General features: G+C 72.2%; 16 protein-coding genes. 1 reads left to right on the top strand and 15 read right to left on the bottom strand.

Features of this window, described 5'->3' with window-relative positions; all coding sequences use genetic code 11:
- Window position 1: 1 nt before the first annotated feature.
- The 5 genes from ABD979_RS16430 to ABD979_RS16410 form a co-directional block, all read right to left on the bottom strand.
- A complete protein-coding gene (locus ABD979_RS16430; RefSeq protein ID WP_345508579.1) occupies window positions 2–1,120 on the bottom strand; it encodes a winged helix DNA-binding domain-containing protein in 1,119 nt (372 codons plus the stop codon).
- Window positions 1,120–4,716 (bottom strand): DNA polymerase III subunit alpha, encoded by a 3,597-nt coding sequence (gene dnaE / locus ABD979_RS16425; protein ID WP_345508578.1) that lies wholly within the window; start codon window positions 4,714–4,716, stop codon window positions 1,120–1,122. The genes ABD979_RS16430 and dnaE overlap by 1 nt, the downstream gene beginning before the upstream one ends.
- A gap of 135 nt (window positions 4,717–4,851) precedes the next feature.
- Window positions 4,852–5,784: an RluA family pseudouridine synthase gene (locus ABD979_RS16420; RefSeq protein WP_345508577.1), complete on the bottom strand. Its 933-nt coding sequence runs from the start codon at window positions 5,782–5,784 to the stop codon at window positions 4,852–4,854.
- Window positions 5,777–6,325, bottom strand: a complete 549-nt coding sequence (gene lspA, locus ABD979_RS16415; RefSeq protein ID WP_345508576.1) for a signal peptidase II — start codon at window positions 6,323–6,325, stop codon at window positions 5,777–5,779. The genes ABD979_RS16420 and lspA overlap by 8 nt, the downstream gene beginning before the upstream one ends.
- Window positions 6,326–6,414: 89 nt before the next feature.
- Window positions 6,415–6,900, bottom strand: coding sequence for a TraR/DksA family transcriptional regulator (locus ABD979_RS16410; protein WP_345508575.1), 486 nt, complete (start codon window positions 6,898–6,900; stop codon window positions 6,415–6,417).
- On the opposite strand from ABD979_RS16410, the gene ABD979_RS16405 reads away from it, so the two are divergent.
- Complete coding sequence (locus ABD979_RS16405) at window positions 6,884–7,453, top strand: hypothetical protein (protein WP_345508574.1); 570 nt, start codon at window positions 6,884–6,886, stop codon at window positions 7,451–7,453. The two genes, ABD979_RS16410 and ABD979_RS16405, sit on opposite strands and share 17 nt — an antisense overlap.
- A 151-nt stretch (window positions 7,454–7,604) precedes the next feature.
- Here the strand turns inward: ABD979_RS16405 and ABD979_RS16400 are convergent, their stop codons facing one another.
- The 10 genes from ABD979_RS16400 to ftsW all read right to left on the bottom strand — a co-directional run bounded on the left by ABD979_RS16400 (window position 7,605) and on the right by ftsW (window position 17,744).
- Window positions 7,605–8,915 (bottom strand): DivIVA domain-containing protein, encoded by a 1,311-nt coding sequence (locus tag ABD979_RS16400; protein WP_345508573.1) that lies wholly within the window; start codon window positions 8,913–8,915, stop codon window positions 7,605–7,607.
- A gap of 143 nt (window positions 8,916–9,058) precedes the next feature.
- Entirely contained in the window at window positions 9,059–9,343 is a 285-nt protein-coding gene (locus tag ABD979_RS16395) for a YggT family protein (protein ID WP_345508572.1), read from the bottom strand.
- 117 nt (window positions 9,344–9,460) lie between these two features.
- Window positions 9,461–9,943, bottom strand: coding sequence for a cell division protein SepF (locus ABD979_RS16390; protein ID WP_345508571.1), 483 nt, complete (start codon window positions 9,941–9,943; stop codon window positions 9,461–9,463).
- 40 nt (window positions 9,944–9,983) lie between these two features.
- Window positions 9,984–10,736 carry a YggS family pyridoxal phosphate-dependent enzyme gene (locus tag ABD979_RS16385; RefSeq protein WP_425583996.1) on the bottom strand — a complete coding sequence of 251 codons (753 nt, stop codon included), beginning with the start codon at window positions 10,734–10,736 and terminating at the stop codon, window positions 9,984–9,986.
- Window positions 10,733–11,473, bottom strand: a complete 741-nt coding sequence (gene pgeF, locus ABD979_RS16380; RefSeq protein ID WP_345508570.1) for a peptidoglycan editing factor PgeF — start codon at window positions 11,471–11,473, stop codon at window positions 10,733–10,735. The genes ABD979_RS16385 and pgeF overlap by 4 nt, the downstream gene beginning before the upstream one ends.
- Before the next feature lie 80 nt (window positions 11,474–11,553).
- Window positions 11,554–12,789, bottom strand: coding sequence for a cell division protein FtsZ (gene ftsZ / locus ABD979_RS16375; protein WP_345508569.1), 1,236 nt, complete (start codon window positions 12,787–12,789; stop codon window positions 11,554–11,556).
- 326 nt (window positions 12,790–13,115) lie between these two features.
- Entirely contained in the window at window positions 13,116–13,892 is a 777-nt protein-coding gene (locus ABD979_RS16370; protein WP_345508568.1) for a cell division protein FtsQ/DivIB, read from the bottom strand.
- Window positions 13,889–15,364, bottom strand: coding sequence for a UDP-N-acetylmuramate--L-alanine ligase (gene murC / locus ABD979_RS16365; protein WP_345508567.1), 1,476 nt, complete (start codon window positions 15,362–15,364; stop codon window positions 13,889–13,891). Before murC ends, ABD979_RS16370 begins: the two co-directional genes overlap by 4 nt.
- Window positions 15,361–16,476 carry an undecaprenyldiphospho-muramoylpentapeptide beta-N-acetylglucosaminyltransferase gene (gene murG, locus ABD979_RS16360; RefSeq protein WP_345508566.1) on the bottom strand — a complete coding sequence of 372 codons (1,116 nt, stop codon included), beginning with the start codon at window positions 16,474–16,476 and terminating at the stop codon, window positions 15,361–15,363. The genes murC and murG overlap by 4 nt, the downstream gene beginning before the upstream one ends.
- Window positions 16,473–17,744 (bottom strand): putative lipid II flippase FtsW, encoded by a 1,272-nt coding sequence (gene ftsW / locus ABD979_RS16355; RefSeq protein WP_345508565.1) that lies wholly within the window; start codon window positions 17,742–17,744, stop codon window positions 16,473–16,475. Before ftsW ends, murG begins: the two co-directional genes overlap by 4 nt.
- Window positions 17,745–17,762 lie beyond the last annotated feature (18 nt).

The raw sequence follows: 17,762 nt of genomic DNA, 5'->3' as shown, positions 1-17,762 counted from the left end.
GTCAGGGGGTCCCCGCGGCGGGGTCGACGCGGACGACCTCGGTGTCGGCGCCGAGGAACCTGCCGTGGTCGCCCGCCGCGGCCTCCACCTCATGCCACCGTCGGGCCGACAGCCCGGCGAAGGGCTGCACCTCGAGGAGCACGCGGCCGCGCCTGGACACGCGTCGCCACGTGCCGGCGACCTCGCCGTCGACGACGAGGGTGGGCTTGAAGACCATGTTGCGGCCGGGCACGACGTCGGCGAGGTGCTCCGGCGGCAGCGAGACGTCACGGGACTTGTAGCCCAGCAGGATCTCGTCCCACTGCGGCAGCAGGTGCACGCCACCGGGACCGTCGGGGACCTCCCGGGCGTCGACGTGCGTCAGCCAGGTCTGACCGTCGAGCTGCTCGCGCACCAGCCGGTCTCCGACGAGCGCGAGGGCCTCACGGGTCAGCCCGAGGGGCTTGAGCAGCCAGCCGGCGAGGTCCTTCTCGGTGACCGGGCCGTGGCTGCGCACGTAGCGATCGGCCACCGTCGCCAGGCCTTCCTCGCGGGACACCTTGCGCGAGTGCGGAACCCACGAGTCGATGAGGACGAAGCTCGGCTGCTTGCCGATGAGCGGGCCCTGGCAGAGGAGGCCGCTCATGCAGTGGTGGCCGATGAGGTGGTAGCTGCGCTGGCCGGTCGGGTCGATGCCGTGCTCGACGAGCAGGGCCGCGACGTCGGGCCGGCTCATCGGCGTGCGCAGGTGCTCCTCGAAGAGCCGGCCGGAGAGCTCGACGTCGGCCTCGGTGAGCCCGAGCTGGGCGAAGCGCGTGGCGAGGGTCGTGCTGCGGGGTGCGGCGAGCAGCTCGCACATCCAGCGGGCGTCCTCTGCGGGCACCCAGTGGATCGTGCCGCGCATCGGCCAGGTGCGCACGACCTCGCGGTCGCGCACCGACTGCTCGACCTGCTCGAGGGTCAGGCCGGAGCGCACCCCGAGCGACCAGGCGCCGCTGCCGTAGTCCTGCGCCTGCAGCGCGCCGAGCGCCCGGGCCACGGCGCCGGCCGGCACCGGGGCGTCCGGCGTCCCGAGCCGCGGGTGCAGACCCAGGGCAGCCATCCGCGCCCGGCGCAGGCGCCGACGGTCGGCCGGGACCATCAGCTGAGGCAGGCGGGGCCGAGGAGGGCCTTGAGGTCGCCGAAGAGCGCGGAGGTGGCGTTGACCCGGAGCGAGTCGTCGAGCGACATGAGCACCGACCGACCGGGTTGGGTCAACTTGACCTGCACCTCCGTCGCGCCCGGGTGCTCGCCGAGCACCCGCTTGAGGCTCTCGGCCACGGCGGGGGTCGCCCGGCCGAGCGGCATGGTCAGCACGACCGGGCCGCGCGGACCCTCCTTGATGTCGGGGATCGTCAGCTCCTGCGCGAAGATCGAGATCGAGTCGTCGCGCGCGCTGACCCGACCCTTGACGGCGCACACGGTGTCCTGGGCGAGCATCGTGGAGTACGTCATGTACGCCGACGGGAAGAAGAGGCACTCGACGGCGCCGTCGAGGTCCTCGACCGTGGCGATGGCCCAGAGGTCGCCCTTCTTCGTCCGCTTGAGCTGCAGGCTCGTGATGAGTCCCGCCACCGTGACCGGTGTGCCGTCGGGCTTCGGGTCGTCGCCCATGAGCGCGGCGATCGAGGTGTCGGCGTGCGTGGCGAGGATGTGCTCGATGCCGAAGAGCGGGTGGTCGCTGACGTAGAGGCCGAGCATCTCGCGCTCGAAGGAGAGCAGGCTCGCCTTGTCCCACTCCAGCGTCGGCACGGGCGGCAGGCCGTCGAACGCGCCCGCACCCTGCTGGCCGTCCCCGCCGTCGGCGTCGTCGCCGAAGCTGCCGAAGAGGCTGTCCTGGCCGATCGCCTCCTGCTTCTTCACCTCGATGAGGGCGTCGATGTAGCGCTCGTGGACCTCGACCATGCCGCGGCGCGCCTCACCGAGGGAGTCGAACGCCCCACCCTTGATGAGCGACTCGATGGTCCGCTTGTTGCAGACGACGGCCGGCACCTTGGAGAGGAAGTCCTTGAACGAGGCGAAGGCGCCCTTCTCCTCGCGGGCCTTGATGATGGCCTGCACGACGGGCAGGCCGACGTTGCGGATCGCGGCGAGGCCGAAGCGGATGTCGGTGCCGACGGCGGCGAAGTTCGCGATCGACTCGTTGACGTCGGGCGGGAGCACCTTGATGCCCATGTGCCGGCACTCGTTGAGGTAGAGCGCCGACTTGTCCTTGTCGTCGCGCACGCTCGTCAGCAGCGCCGCCATGTACTCGGCGGGGTAGTTGGCCTTGAGGTAGGCCGTCCAGTAGGACACGAGGCCGTATGCCGCCGTGTGCGCCTTGTTGAACGCGTAGTCCGAGAACGGCACGAGCACGCCCCAGAGCGCGGCGATCGAGCCCTCGTTGAAGCCCTGCGACTTCATGCCCTCGGAGAAGGGGACGTACTCGGCGTCGAGCACCTCCTTCTTCTTCTTGCCCATGGCGCGACGGAGCAGGTCGGCGTTGCCGAGCGTGTAGCCGGCGAGCTTCTGGGCGATCTCCATGACCTGCTCCTGGTAGATGACCAGGCCGTAGGTCATCCCGAGGATCGGGTCGAGGGCCTCGATCATCTCCTGCTGGAGCTTGCCCTTCAGCTGCGGGTCGAGCGGGATGAGCTCCTGCTTGCCGTTCTTGCGCAGCGCGAAGTTGGTGTGGGCGTTGACGCCCATCGGGCCCGGGCGGTAGAGCGCGAGGGCGGCCGAGATGTCCTCGAAGTTGTCGGGCTGCATGAGCCGCAGCAGCGCCCGCATGCCGCCACCGTCGAGCTGGAAGACGCCGAGGGTGTCGCCGCGGCCCAGCAGGGCGTAGGTGGCCGGGTCGCTCATGTCCTTCGACAGGGCGTCGAGGTCGATGTCCTCGTCGCGGTTGAGCTTGATGTTCTCGATGGCGTCGTCGAGGATCGTGAGGTTGCGCAGCCCGAGGAAGTCCATCTTGACGAGGCCGAGCGACTCGCAGCTGGGGTAGTCGAACTGCGTGATGATCTGGCCGTCCTGCAGGCGGCGCATGATCGGGATGACGTCGACGAGCGGCTCGCTGCTCATGATGACGCCGGCGGCGTGCACGCCCCACTGGCGCTTCAGGCCCTCGAGGCCGAGGGCGGTCGCGACGACCTCGCGGGCCTGCGGGTCCTCGTCGTGGACCGCACGGAAGTCGACCGCCTCGTTGTAGCGCTTCGACTCCGGCTTGAAGACGTCGGCGAGCGGCATGCCCTTGCCCATGACGTCGGGCGGCATGGCCTTGGTCAGCTTCTCGCCCATGGCGAACGGGTGGCCGAGCACGCGGCTCGCGTCCTTGAGGGCCTGCTTGGCCTTGATCGTGCCGTAGGTGACGATCTGGGCGACGCGCTCCTCGCCGTACTTCTCCGTGACGTAGCGGATCACCTCACCGCGGCGGCGCTCGTCGAAGTCGACGTCGAAGTCGGGCATCGACATGCGCTCCGGGTTGAGGAAGCGCTCGAAGATGAGGCCGTGCGGCACCGGGTCGAGGTCGGTGATGCCCATCGCGTAGGCGCACATCGAGCCGGCACCCGAGCCACGGCCCGGGCCCACGCGGATGCCGTTGCGCTTGGCCCAGTTGATGAAGTCGGCGACGACGAGGAAGTAGCCCGGGTAGCCCTTGGAGACGATGACGTCCTCCTCGAAGGCCGCCTGCTTGCGGGCGTAGTCCGGCACCCCCTCGGGGAAGCGCCGCTGCAGGCCGGTCTCGACCTCCTTGATGAACCACGACGTCTCGTTCTCGCCCTCGGGGCAGGGGAACCGCGGCATGAAGCGGCCCTCGCCCTCGGTGAAGGAGACCTCGCAGCGCTCGGCGATGAGCAGCGTGTTGTCGCACGCCTCGGGCAGCTCGCGCCACAGGTGGCGCATCTCCTGGGCGGACTTGAGGTAGAAGTCGTCGGCGTCGAACTTGAACCGGTTGGGGTCCATCAGGGTCGAGCCGGACTGCACGCAGAGCAGCGCCGCGTGCGCCTTGGCGTCCTCGGCGCGCGTGTAGTGCAGGTCGTTCGTCGCCAGGAGCGGCAGCTTGAGGTCGCGCGCGAGGCGGATGAGGTCCTTCTGGGTGCGCCGCTCGATGTCGAGGCCGTGGTCCATCAGCTCGACGTAGACGTTCTCGTTGCCGAAGATGTCGCGCAGCTCGCCGGCCACCTCGCGGGCCTCGTCGTACATCCCGAAGCGCAGCTTGGTCTGAATCTCGCTCGACGGGCAGCCGGTCGTGACGATGAGGCCCTTGCCGTAGGTGCCGAGCAGGTCGCGGTCGATGCGGGGCCACTTCGTGTACACCTGGTCGAGCGAGGCGATCGAGCTCATCCGGAAGAGGTTGTGCATCCCCTCGTTGTTCTCGGCGAGCATCGTCATGTGCGTGTAGGCGCCGCTGCCCGAGACGTCGTCGCGGCCGCCGTCGCCCCAGCTGACCTTGGTGCGGTCGGTGCGGTGGGTGCCGGGTGTGATGTAGGCCTCGACGCCGATGATCGGCTTGACCCCGGTGCCCTGCGCCTTCTTCCAGAACTCGTAGGCGCCGAAGACGTAGCCGTGGTCGGTGGTCGCGAGCGCCGGCATCCCCATCCGCGCCGCCTCGCTGAAGAGGTCGCCGATGCGCGCCGCGCCGTCGAGCATGGAGTACTCCGTGTGCACGTGGAGGTGCACGAAGTTCGGGTCGTTGCGCGGGGCGGTGGAGGTCGACATCGTGGACGAGTCTAAGCCTCGCCGACGACACCTCCGCGCGTGTCGCGGCCGGTGTCGATGGGCCCGGTCCCCCGGCGGGCGCGCGACGGTCCCCGGCGCCGGGGCCGGGGACCGTCGTCGGCGTGCGAGGTGGGGTCAGAGGGTCCCGATGATGTCGAGCGCCCGCTGGAGGTCCTCCGGGTAGGGGCTCTCGAAGTGGACGTACTCCCCCGTCCCCGGGTGCTCGAAGCCGAGACCGACGGCGTGCAACCACTGCCGGTCCAGCTTGAGCCTGGCCGCGAGCTTGGGGTCGGCGCCGTAGGTGGGGTCGCCGCAGCACGGGTGGTGCAGGGCCGCGAAGTGCACCCGGATCTGGTGGGTGCGCCCGGTCTCGAGGTGGATGTCGAGCAGGCTCGCGTAGCGGAACGCCTCGATGACCTCGTAGTGCGTGACCGACGGCTTGCCGCTCTTCATGACCGCGAACTTGTAGTCGTGGCCGGGGTGGCGGCCGATCGGTGCGTCGACGGTGCCGACGACCGGATCGGGCAGGCCCTGCACGAGGGCGTGGTACTTCTTGTCCACGGTGCGGCTGCGGAAGGCCTGCTTGAGGCGGGAGTACGCGTACTCGCTCTTCGCGACGACCATGAGGCCCGACGTGCCGACGTCGAGCCGGCTGACGATGCCCTGGCGCTCGGGCGCGCCGGAGGTCGAGATGCGGTAGCCCGCGGCTGCGAGACCTGACACGACGTCCGGCCCGACCCAGCCGACGCTCGGGTGCGCGGCGACCCCCACGGGCTTGTCGACGACGACGATGTCGTCGTCGTCGTGCACGATCGTCATGCCGGGGACCGGCTGGGCGATGACGGCGAGGCCGGGGCTCTCGTCGGCGCGCGGCAGCGACACCTCGAGCATCGCGCCGGCGTTGAGCCGCTCGGACTTGCCGACCGACCTGCCGTCGAGCACGACGTGCCCGTCGGCCGCGAGGTCGGCGGCCTTGGTGCGCGAGACGCCGAAGAGGCGGGCCACGCCGGCGTCGACGCGCTCCCCCTCGAGGCCGTCGGGGACGAGGACGGTGCGGACGTCAGGCATCGTCGGCCCCCTTGCCGTCGCGGCGACCGTCGACCCCGACACCGCGCAGCGAGAGCACGACGATGAGCGCGGCCGCGGACACGATCCAGATGTCGGCGACGTTGCCGATGAAGACCTGGTAGTCGATGAAGTCGACGACGTGGCCCTGTCCGCCGCCCGGCGGCCGGACGAAGCGGTCGGTGAGGTTGCCGACGGCTGCGCCGAGGAGCAGCCCGAGGGCGATGGCCCACGCCGTCGACCCGAGCTGGCGGGCGACGACGACGATGGCGACGAGGACGGCCAGCGCGATGCCGGTCATGATCCACGTGTTGCCGGCGCCGAGCGAGAGCGCAGCACCCGGGTTGCCGATGAGCTTGAACCGGATGAGGTCTCCGATGAAGGGGCGGGAGGCGCCGTCCGCGAGGACGTCCAGGGCGACCTGCTTGGTCAGCTGGTCGCTCAGGTAGGCGAGCACCGCGACGACGGCGAGCAGACCGAAGAGCCGCCGACGCCGCTGCGGGGTCGTGCGGCTCCGGTCGGCGCTGCTCGGGCTCTCGGTCACGCTGCTGTCGATCGGGGGGTCAGGTGGGGTGTCGGTGGTGGACACGCCGTCGACGCCCGCTGGGGGCGTCGGCGCGGCGTGAGTGGGCTTCAGTGGCGGTCCTGCTTGGCTTGGCATGTCATGCACAGGGTCGCACGAGGACGGGCCTGCAGTCGAAGTTTGCCGATCGGGTTGCCGCAGTTCTCGCAGATGCCGTAGGTGCCGGCCTCGAGCTGCTCGAGGGCGTGCTCGGCCTGGCGCAGGCTCGCGCGGGCGTTGGCGGCCACGGAGATCTCGTGCTCGCGCTCGGCCGTCTTGGCGCCGGCGTCGGCCTGGTCGTCGCCGGCCCCGTCGCCGGAGGCGCGCAGCAGGTCGTCGAGCTCGTCCTCGGCGAGCTTGAGCTCCACGCGGTGCTGCTCGATCTCCTCGAGCAGGACCCCGCGCACCTCGCGGATCTCCTCCTCGTTCCAGGGGCTCTCGTCGTCCTTGACCCGCAGCTGCTCCGCGATCTTGCGGGCGCTCGTCTTCGTGGCGGTCGTGCGCGCGGTCGTCTTCTTCGCGGTGCTGCGCGGACCTGCGGTGGAGCTCGTCGTCACTGCTGCCTTCTTCGTGGGTCGTGCCGTCGTGGTCTGGGCGGCGGTCTTCGCCGGAGCCTTCGTCGCAGCCTTGGTCGCGGTCTTCGCCGGAGCCTTCGTCGCAGCCTTGGTCGCGGTCTTCGCCGGAGCCTTCGTCGAAGCCTTGGTCGCGGTCTTCGTCGCGGTCTTGGGCGCGGTCTTGGTCGCAGCCTTCGTCGCGGTCTTGGGCGCGGACTTGGTCGCAGCCTTCGTCGCGGTCTTCGTAGCCGTCTTCGCGGGGGCCTTCGTCGCGGTCTTCGCGGGGGCCTTCGTCGCGGCCCTCGTCGCGGTCTTCGTCGCGGTCTTCGCGGGGGCCTTGGTCGCGGTCTTGGTCGCAGCCTTCGCCGCCGTCTTCGTGGCAGCCTTCGCCGCGCTCTTCGCCGGGGCCTGGGCCGTGGTCCGGGTCGCGGTCTTCGTCGCGGTCGCCGTCCCGGCCGAGCGCGCACCGGACCGCTTCGTCGCGGCCGCAGCCGTCTTCTTCGCCGCCATCAGACCCTCCGTCGCTCAAGCCGTCGACGCTGACAAGTGGGGCTGACAATAAGCCCCGAGCCGCCCTTCCACAAACGCGAAACGCACACCGGGACGAAGGTCACGAGAACGTGTCACGCGACCGCCTCCCCCCAGCACGTGCGACGGCCGCCCGGGATCTCTCCCGGACGGCCGTCCCGTGGGTCGTGCTCGGCCTCTCAGCCCTGGTCGCCCTCGCCCGCACCGGCGTGCGCCGGGTCCTGGACGCTCGTGTCGAGGTCGTGCAGCTGGCCCTCGATGTAGGACTTGAGGTTGGCGCGGTAGTTCTTCTCGAAGCCGCGCAGCTCCTCGATCTTCCGGTCGAGCAGGCTCTTGCTCTTGTCGAGCTCCTCGAGCACCGCAGCCTTCTTCTGCTGGGCCTCGGCGACCATGCCGGTCGCGCGCTCGCGAGCCTCGGTCAGCATCTCGTCGCGCTTGGCGGACGCCTCGGCGAGCATCTGGTCGCGCTGCGAGGTGGCCTCGGCGATCATCTGGTCGCGCTGGGCGTTGGCCTCGGCGATCATCTGGTCACGCTCGGCGACCGCGGCCGCCGAGAGCTGCTCGGCCTGCGCGCTCGCCTCGTTGTGGCGGGCCTGGCCGGTGCTCAGCAGCTCGTCGTGACGGGCCTGCGCCGCGTCGATGAGCTCGCGGTGACGGGCCTCGGCCTCGGCGACGAGCTCGTCGCGGCGGGCCTCGCCCGCGGCCACGTGCTCGTCGTGCAGCCGCTGCGCGAGCGCGATGACGCCGGCGGCGTCCATCTGGCCCACGGGCGCGGCAGCGGCCTGCTGCTCGGCCGCGACGGCCGGCTGCCCGGCCTGCTCGTCGGAGGCCGTGCGCTTCGAGTCCTTGGCGGCCTGCTCAGCACCAGCCTGGTGCTGGGCGGCCTCGTCGCGGGCCCGCTCGGCCTCGGCCGTCGCGGCCTCGGCGTCGGCCTGCGCCTTGGCGGCGGCCTCCTGCGCGGCCTGCGCCTCCTGCTGCGCCTTCTTCAGCTGCGCCTCGGCGTCGGCGACCTTCGTGCTCAGCTCGTTGAGCTTGGCCTGCGCGTCGTCGAGCGCCTGCGAGTCGACGGCGGACTTCGCGGCCACCTCCGCGCGCTCGGCCTCGGCCTTGGCGCGCTCGATGCGCTCCTGGGCCGCGCGCTCGGCGTTCTCGGCGTCGGCCTTGGCCTTGGCGGCGCGGTCGGCGGCAGCCTTGAGGGCGCGCTCGGCGTCCTGGATCTTGGCCGTCAGACCGCCGAGCTTGGCGTCGTCGCCGGGTCGGCCGACCGCGGGCATGGCGGCCGTGGCGCCCTCGGCGCGCACCGCCGTCTGGTTCTTGCTCGCGCGGCAGTCGTTCAGCTGCTTGAGGTAGTCGTCGCGCTGCTCGATGAGCGAGCGCATCTCCGCCACGATCTCGTCGAGGAAGTCGTCGACGTCGCGCTCCTCGTAGCCACGACGGAACTGCGTGGTCTGGAAGTGCTTGTTGAGCACCTGTTCAGGCGTAAGCGCCATGTGTCACCTCATACGGACGTAGTGGGTCGGGCCCAACGCTATCGGGCGTTGCGGTCACGCCACAAAGGCGCACCACCTCGACACCGGTCCTATCACCCTTCGCCCCCGGGTTCGACCCGAGAGGGCTCCGGGCGACGGCCGGGTCAGAAGTAGTTCGGCACGTTGAGCGCGAGCGAGGTCAGCAGCATGAGCACGAGGAAGCTGAGGTCCAGGCGCACCCCGCCGAGGTTCGGCGACGGGATGACCTTGCGCAGGGCCCGCAGCGGCGGGTCGGTGACCGTGTAGATCGCCTCCGCCAGCACGAGCACGACACCCGTCGGGTGCCACGAGCGCGCCAGCACCTGCACCCAGTCGATGACGAAGCGACCGATGAGGGCGATGAAGAAGGTGAAGACGATCACGCCGTAGATCGTCCAGAACGCGTCCATGTCGGTCAGTGTCCCTGATGGCCGGGCACGAACGGGAATCGGGGTCACGATCGAGGCTCGACCGTGACCCCGCGCCGTGCGTGCGGTCGAGGAGCCCGGCGACCGGGCCCTCGGTGGTCAGCTCTGGTTGAAGAAGCCGCGGGCGGCCGCGGCCGGGGCCTCCGGCTCGTCGGCGGAGATCTCGACGTGGGCCGGCGAGAGCAGGAACACCTTGGAGGTGACGCGCTCGATCGTGCCGTGCAGGCCGAACACGAGGCCCGCGGCGAAGTCGACGAGACGCTTGGCGTCGGCGTCGTCCATGTCGCTGAGGTTCATGATGACCGGAACCTGGTCGCGGAACCACTCGCCGATGTTCTTGGCCTCGTTGTAGGTCCGCGGGTGGATCGTCGTGATCCGGTTGAGCGAGCCGACCTCGACGTCGCGCACGACGGCGGCGACGGGCCGCTTGGTGGGCAGCGGGGTCACGGCAGCGGTGTGCCCGGACTCGTCGTCGAAGCGCTCGGACTCGTCGTAGGCGTCGTAGTCGTCGTAACGGTCATGACGCTGGTCCTCCTCGCTCAGTCCGAGGTACACCATCGTCTTGCGCAGTGCCCCTGCCATGGCCAACTCCCAAACGTGTTGATTGTGTTCGCGAGCGACGTTACAGAAGGGACGGGCGCGAGCCGAGGATTGCCGTGCCGACACGCAGGTGTGTCGCCCCGTGGCGCAGCGCGGCCTCGAGGTCGCCGCTCATGCCGGCCGACACCCAGCCCGCGCCGGGGTGCCGAGCCCGTATGCCGTCGGCGACCTCGCGCAGCCGCGCGAAGGCCGCGTCGGGGTCGGCCCCGAGCGGCGCGACGGCCATTACGCCCCTGAGGGTGAGCCGCTCCGCGCCGGCCACCGTCTCGGCGAGGTCGTCGACCTGCTCCACGGTCACGCCGCCGCGCGAGGTGTCGCCGTCGAGGCTGACCTGCAGCAGCACGTCGAGGCGCCGGTCGGCCTGGTGCGCACCCCTGTCGAGGGCGCGCACGAGCTTGACCCGGTCGACCGACTGCACGACGTCGGCGTAGGCCGCGACGTGCGACGCTTTGTTCGTCTGCAGCTGGCCGATGAAGTGGAGGGTCAGCGGGTCCCCGCCCGGCTCGCCCAGCACCCGGCGCACCTCGGCGAACTTCTCCCCCGCCTCCTGGTCGCGGTTCTCTCCGAAGTCGCGCACACCGAGCTCGTGCAGCGACAGCACGTCGGCGGCCGGGAAGTACTTCGTCACGACGACGAGGGTGACCTCGTCGGGGTCGCGACCGGCCAGCTCGCAGCCCCGCGCGATGCGTTCGCGCACGGCCGACAGCGCGGCCCGCAGCTGCTGCGCGCGCTCGTCCCCGCGCTCGTCGGAGGGGTCGTCCCGCAGGCCGGTCACGCGGCCACCTCCCGACGCACGACGACGCCCGCGAAGCGGCCCGTGCGCCCGTCGCGACGGTAGGAGTAGAGGTCGTCGCTCTCGCGGGTGCAGCCCGCCACCCACTCGACCCGGGCACCGGCGGCCACGAGCTGCTCGACGACGCCGGCCGCGACGTCGATGGCCGGCGTGCCGGTCCAGGAGCGGGCGGCCGCGGCAGGCGCTGCGGCGGCGGCTGCGGCGCTCATGGCCGCCGGCACCTCGTAGCACCGGCCGCACACCGACGGCCCGACCGTGGCGGACAGGGTCCGCGCCCCGAGCTCGCGCATCGCGGCGACGGCCGCGGGCACGACGCCCGCCAGCAGGCCCGGTCGGCCCGCGTGCACCGCGCCGACCACGCCGGCGTCGTCGTCGTGCAGCAGCACCGGCACGCAGTCGGCCACGAGCACCGCGAGGGCCAGGCCGGGCCGGCGGGTGACGATGGCGTCGGCCGCCGGCGGCTCGCCGGCCCAGGGGCCGGTGACCTCGACGACCTCCGCACCGTGCACCTGGTCCATGAAGAGCAGTCGCTCGCGGGTCACGCCGAGCTCGCCCGCCAGCGCCTCGCGGTTGGCCTCGACGTCACCGGGGTCGTCGCCGACGTGACCGCCGAGGTTGAGGCCGGCATACGGCTCGCGACCGCGGGCGGCGGACCGCCCGGTGAAGCCGAGCTCGACGGGTGGCGGGCCCGCCGGGGAGGTGGAGCGCCAGTAGAACACGCCCTCAATCTACGGCGAACGGCCCCGGACGCACGCGCCGCCCCTGCCCGGACGGGCAGGGGCGGCGCGTGGGGCGTCTCCTACTTGAGGAAGTCGGGGACGTCGAGGTCGTCACCCTCGTCGAAGGTCACCTGGCGCGGCGGCTGCGCGGCCGGGGGCTGCTGCGGCTGGGCCGCCTGGGCCGGCTGGGGGGCCGACTGCTGGGTCGGCAGCTGCTGCGGCACCTGCGGAGCGGCCGGAGCCTGCGCGTGGCCGTTCGACTGCTGCTGAGCCGGCTGCGGGGCCGGGGCGGCCGGGCGCTGCTGCGCCTGCTGCGCCCGCCCGCTGACGGTGCCGAGACCGCGGTCGTCGTGGCGCTGGCTCGGGCCGCCCCCGTCGAAGCCGGCGGCGATGACGGTGACGCGCACCTCGTCGCCGAGGGCGTCGTCGATGACCGCGCCGAAGATGATGTTCGCCTCGGGGTGCGCGGCTTCCTGCACGAGGCGCGCGGCCTCGTTGATCTCGAAGAGGCCGAGGTCCGAGCCACCCTGGACCGAGAGCAGCACGCCGTGCGCACCGTCGATCGAGGCCTCGAGCAGCGGGCTGCTGATGGCCAGCTCGGCGGCCTGCACCGCACGGTCCTCGCCACGGGCCGAGCCGATGCCCATCAGGGCCGAGCCGGCACCCTGCATGACCGACTTGACGTCGGCGAAGTCGAGGTTGATGAGGCCGGGCGTCGTGATGAGGTCGGTGATGCCCTGCACGCCCGAGAGGAGCACCTGGTCGGCCGAGCGGAACGCGTCCATCATCGAGACGTTGCGGTCGCTGATCGAGAGCAGCCGGTCGTTCGGGATGACGATCAGGGTGTCGACCTCCTCGCGGAGGCTGCCGATGCCCGACTCGGCCTGGTTGGCGCGGCGCCGACCCTCGAAGGTGAACGGACGCGTGACGACGCCGATGGTGAGGGCGCCGAGCTGGCGGGCGATCCGCGCGACGACGGGCGCGCCGCCCGTGCCGGTGCCGCCGCCCTCGCCGGCCGTGACGAAGACCATGTCGGCCCCCTTGAGGACCTCCTCGATCTCCTCGGCGTGGTCCTCCGCCGCCTTCTTGCCGACCTCGGGGTCCGCGCCCGCGCCGAGGCCACGCGTGAGCTCGCGGCCGACGTCGAGCTTGACGTCCGCGTCGCTCATGAGCAGCGCCTGGGCGTCGGTGTTGATGGCGATGAACTCGACGCCCTTGAGGCCGACCTCGATCATGCGGTTGATGGCATTGACGCCGCCGCCGCCGATGCCGACGACCTTGATGACGGCCAAGTAGTTCTGCGGTGCTGCTGCCACGAGTGTGGGCCTTCCTGACTGGTGCTGCCGGTGCTGCCGAGGTTCGGCGGGGACGAGCTGGCTGGTGGGTCCGACCCGGGGCCGGGAGGACGGTCCGCGCCGCGACCGCAAGCCTCAACCTTAAACGTCCACGTAAAGGTTACAGTTTGGTCACGAACCGGTGCCCTGACGGTATGACGTGGCGCAGGGGCGATCAACCCAAGACGCGGCGTGTCGCCACCCCGGTCGAGCGATTTCGTGGGAGAGCGCCCCAGCAGCCTCTCCTGCACCACCGGTCACACGCTCCCGCACCACTGTCCCATGCCGCGGGACCCCGCCGTGACGCGTCAGCGGGTGACGGGCGAGGTGGGCACGCTGACGTCGATGGTGGAGCCGGGCTCGGGCAGCAGCAGGCGGACGAGGTCGGCCTTGCGCTGCCCGTCCGCCGCGCCGCCCCACACGACGGTCTTGCGCTTCTCCCCCTTCGCCTTGACGGTGAAGGAGACCTGGTCGGCCGTCGACACCGACACGTCGGCGACGTCGCCGCGCAGCGACGGCTCGAGCGAGCCCAGCGCCGACAGCGCGGCTGCGACCCCCGCCCCGGTGACCTGCGCGGCCCCCGAGCTGACGAGGGGCACGCCGGCCGGCGCGGCCGCGACGGTGCGGAACGCGAAGCCGTCCCGATCCACGACGTCAACCTCACCTCGAGGGTTACGCACCGCGAGGACGGCCACCCGTGGCGTCAGCTCGATGACGACGGTGTCGGGCAGGCTGCGGGTCACGGTGACCGAGTGCCAGGCCCGGTCGGCCACGAGTCGGGCGAGCACCTCGTCGGTGTCGACGCGCAGGAGCGGCTCGCCCAGCGGCACCCGGGCGACCGAGCGCACCTGGGCCGCCGAGGCCGCCGGGACCCCGCGCACCTCGACGACGCTGACGGTCAGCACGCCGCTGAACCAGCCCAGCCAGGCCAGCAGGCCGGCGAGCAGCAGCACGCCGACGAGCAGCCAGGCGAGCAGGCGCGAGCGACGGCGCACGGCCGCCGCCCGGCGCTCGAAGCGTGCGCGAGAGGAGGCGAGCCCGGTGCCGGCCACGCGGCGCCGGCTCGTGCCGCGCTCGATCGTCACGCGGCCCCACCCCCGAGCAGGCGCAGGATCTCGGGGCCGACCATCGTGACGTCACCGGCGCCGACCGTCAGGACGAGGTCGCCGGGCCGGGCGATCCCGGCGACGACGGGCGCGACCTCCGACCACGAGGGGACGTAGCGCACGTCGACCTCGGGCCGGGCGGCGAGCACGGCGTCGGCGACGAGGCGCCCGGAGACCCCCGGCTCGGGGTCCTCGCGGGCGGCGTAGACGTCCATGACGACCACGACGTCGGCGGGCGACAGCCCGGCGCCCAGCTCGACGGCGAAGTCGCGGGTGCGGCTGTAGAGGTGCGGCTGGAAGACGACGACGAGCCGTCCGGCGTCGCCGACGAGGTCCTTCGCCGTCTCGACGACGGCCGCCACCTTGCCGGCGTTGTGGGCGTAGTCGTCGACGACGACGACGCCACCCGCCTCCCCCTTGGGCTCGAACCGCCGGCGCGTGCCGGTGAACGACGCGAGGCCGGCCAGCACACCCTCGGGGGCCTGGCCGAGCCCGTGCACGGCGGCGACGTAGGCGGCGGCGGCGTTGAGGGCGTTGTGCCGGCCCGGGACGCCCAGCACCATCCGGTGCGACCGGCCGCCGTCGACGAGCACCACCGACGAGGTGACGCCGTCGTGCCGGTGCCCGCTCAGCACGACGTCGGCGCCGGCGTCGAAGCCGTAGGTCAGGACCGTCCGGCCGGCGGCCCGCGCGCGCTCGGCGAGGCGGACGGCGCCGGCGTCGTCGGCACACGTCACGAGCAGTCCGTCCGGGCGGATCGTGCGCACGAACGCGTCGTACGCCGCCTCCACAACCTTAAAGCTCGAGTAGAAGTCGAGGTGGTCGGGCTGGACGTTCGTGACGATCGCGACCTCGGGGGCGTAGACGACGAACGAGCCGTCGCTCTCGTCGGCCTCGACGACGAAGATCTCGTCGGCGCCGTCGTGCGCGTTCGTGCCGTGCTTGGCCAGCTCCCCGCCCACCGCGAACGAGGGGTCGAGGCCACAGCCCTGCAGCGCCACGGTGAGCATCGAGGTCGTCGTCGTCTTGCCGTTCGCACCGGCCACGGCCACGGGTCGACGGCCCTGCATCAACGCGGCCAGACCCTGGGCCCGGTGCAGCACCGGGACACCGCGCTCGCGCGCGGCGACGAGCTCGACGTTGTCGTCACGGATCGAGCTGCTCATGACGACGGCGTCCGCGCGCTCCTGGTGGCCCTCGTGGAAGCCGACCCAGACGCCGGCCCCCTCGCTCTCGAGGGCCTTGAGGACGGGCACGTCCTTGGCGTCGCTGCCGGTGACGCGGATGCCGCGCGCGAGCATGATGCGGGCCACGCCCGACATGCCCGCGCCGCCGATGGCGAGGAAGTGCACCCGCCCGAGGTCGGCGACGTCGGGCACCGGTGCGGTGAAGTCGAAGCGGGCCGCGGCGAAGGGGTCCTCCACGGTCGGGGTGCGGTCGCGCGCGGTCACGAGCGGCCCCTGCCGTGCGCGGCTGCGGCGTCGACGAGGTCGGCGAGCCGCTCGTCGGCCGCCGGCTCCCCGAGGGCCCGGGCGGCGGCGGCCATCTCGGCGAGCCTCGGCGCGTCGGTCGCGAGCCGCACCAGCTCGGCGTCGACCCACTCCGGCGTCAGGGCGGCGTCGTCGACGACGAGCCCTCCGCCGACGGCCACGACGTCGGCCACGTTGAGCCGCTGCTCGCCGTTGCCGATCGGCAGCGGCACGTAGACGGCCGGCAGACCGACCGCCGTCAGCTCGCACACGGTGTTGGCACCGGCGCGGGCGACGACGAGGTCGGCGGCGGCATACGCGAGCTCCATGCGGTCGAGGTAGGGAACGACGACGTAGGGCGCGCCGCCCTGCGGCACCTCGGCGACGAACTCCTTGCCGAGGCCCGTCACGTGCAGCACCTGGATGCCGGCGGCGCTCAGCTGCGCCACGCGTGCGGCGAACGCCTCGTTGAGCCGCTGGGCGCCGAGCGAGCCGCCGGTCACGAGCACGGTCGGGAGGCCGTCGCGCAGACCGAGCTGCGTCAGCGCCTCGGGGCGCGTCGCGGCGCGGTCGAGGGTGGCCACGGCGCGGCGCAGCGGCATGCCGACGCGCTGGGCGCCGCGCAACGAGGTGCTGGAGAAGGTCGTCGCGACGGCCTGCGCCCACCGGGCACCGAGGCGGTTCGCCAGGCCCGGCCGGGCGTTCTGCTCGTGGATGACGACGGGCACGCCGCGCCGACGGGCCGCGAGGTAGGCGGGCGTGCTGACGTAGCCGCCGAAGCCCACGACGACGTCGGCGCCCGTCTCGTCGATCGCGGCGCCGGCTGCGTCGATCGCCGCCTTGAGCCGTCGCGGGAGGCGCAGCAGGTCGGCGCTCGGGCGTCGCGGGAGCGGCACCTTGGGCACGACGCGCAGCTCGAGGCCGTGGGCGGGCACGAGGCGCGCCTCGAGGCCCTCCTGCGTGCCGAGCGCCGTCACCCGCAGGTCGGGGTGGCGACGGCGCAGCGCGTCGGCGAGGGAGAGGAGCGGCGACACGTGGCCGGCACTGCCTCCTCCGGCGAGCAGGACGGAGGTGGGTGCGGACAGGACGATCACCGGCTTCTGCGAGGGTGCGGGGCGGAGCGGACGCGTGAGGGCAGCACGGCCAGCGACCGACGGATCATGCTCGGGCGCGCGTCGAGCAGGGCCTTGCAGCCCGGCTCGTGGCGCGCGAACGACAGCAGGATGCCGAGGGCCACGAGGGTCGTGACGAGCGAGGACCCACCGGCTGAGACGAGCGGGAGCGGCACGCCGATGACCGGGAAGAGCCCGATGACCGCGCCGATGTTGATGATGGCCTGGCCGAGCAGCCACGCCATGATGCCCGCGCCCGCGATCCGCACGAAGCGGTCCTGGGTGCGGCTGACGAGCCGGAAGCAGGCCCAGGCGAGCACGCCGAAGAGGAGCAGCACCATGAGGGTGCCGGGCAGGCCCAGCTCCTCGCCGATGATGGCGAAGATGAAGTCGTTGTGGGCCTCGGAGAGCCACTCCCACTTCTCCTTGGAGGCGCCGAGGCCGACGCCCCACCAGCCGCCGTCGGCGAGGGCGTAGAGGCCGTGGACCGACTGGCCGCACCAGCCGTCGGGGTCGGCGTTGCACGCCGGGTTGAGCCAGTTCGAGATGCGGCTCGTGCGGTTGCTGCTGCCCGTCACCATGAGCGCCACCCCGACCGCCGCGAGCGCCCCGCCCATGGCGAAGATCTTCATCGGTGCACCGGCGACGAGCAGCACGGCCGCGACGATGACGAGCACGACGATGGCGGTGCCGAGGTCGTGGCCGGCGAGGATGAGGCCGAGCACGATGGTGCTGATCGGCACGAGGTAGGGCAGCACGACGTGCAGCAGGTGGGCGACGTGGGCCGACTTGTTGGCGAAGATGACCGCCCCGACGAGCACGAGGCCCACCTTGGCGAACTCCGCCGGCTGGAACTGCAGCGGCCCGATGGCGAGCCAGTTGCGGTTGCCGTTGACGCTGCGGCCGAACGGGATGACGGCGGCGAGCAGCAGCACCGACACGACGATGGTCGGGAACGCGAGCCGCTTCCACCACCGCACGTCGAGCCGGCTCGCCACGAACGCCGCGGCCCCGCCGACGAGGGCGAAGGCCAGCTGGCGCACGAAGACGGCGTAGGAGGCCTCGTCGGCGATGAGCGCCTCGACGCTCGAGGCGGAGAAGACCATGACGAGCCCGAAGACGACGAGCGTGCAGGTCGTGCCGAGGATGAGGTAGTAGGTCGTGAGCGGCGACTCGAGCCTGCCGATGACGGGCAGCGCCCGCCCCTCGGTGGCGGTGGTCGCCGTCCCGCCAGCAGTGGTCGTGCTCACTCCTGCCTCACTCCAGCC

It is taken from the genome of Terrabacter aeriphilus (assembly GCF_039542985.1).
In the GTDB taxonomy this organism is placed as follows: domain Bacteria; phylum Actinomycetota; class Actinomycetes; order Actinomycetales; family Dermatophilaceae; genus Terrabacter; species Terrabacter aeriphilus.
This window is presented reverse-complemented; position numbering and strand designations above follow the sequence as displayed.

Coding starts and splice junctions, on each gene's coding strand:
- ABD979_RS16390 (WP_345508571.1), bottom strand. CDS start 9,943: ATGGCAGGGGCACTGCGCAAGACGATGGTGTACCTCGGACTGAGCGAG.
- ABD979_RS16395 (WP_345508572.1), bottom strand. CDS start 9,343: ATGGACGCGTTCTGGACGATCTACGGCGTGATCGTCTTCACCTTCTTC.
- ABD979_RS16420 (WP_345508577.1), bottom strand. CDS start 5,784: ATGCCTGACGTCCGCACCGTCCTCGTCCCCGACGGCCTCGAGGGGGAG.
- ABD979_RS16430 (WP_345508579.1), bottom strand. CDS start 1,120: ATGGTCCCGGCCGACCGTCGGCGCCTGCGCCGGGCGCGGATGGCTGCC.
- dnaE (WP_345508578.1), bottom strand. CDS start 4,716: ATGTCGACCTCCACCGCCCCGCGCAACGACCCGAACTTCGTGCACCTC.
- ABD979_RS16400 (WP_345508573.1), bottom strand. CDS start 8,915: ATGGCGCTTACGCCTGAACAGGTGCTCAACAAGCACTTCCAGACCACG.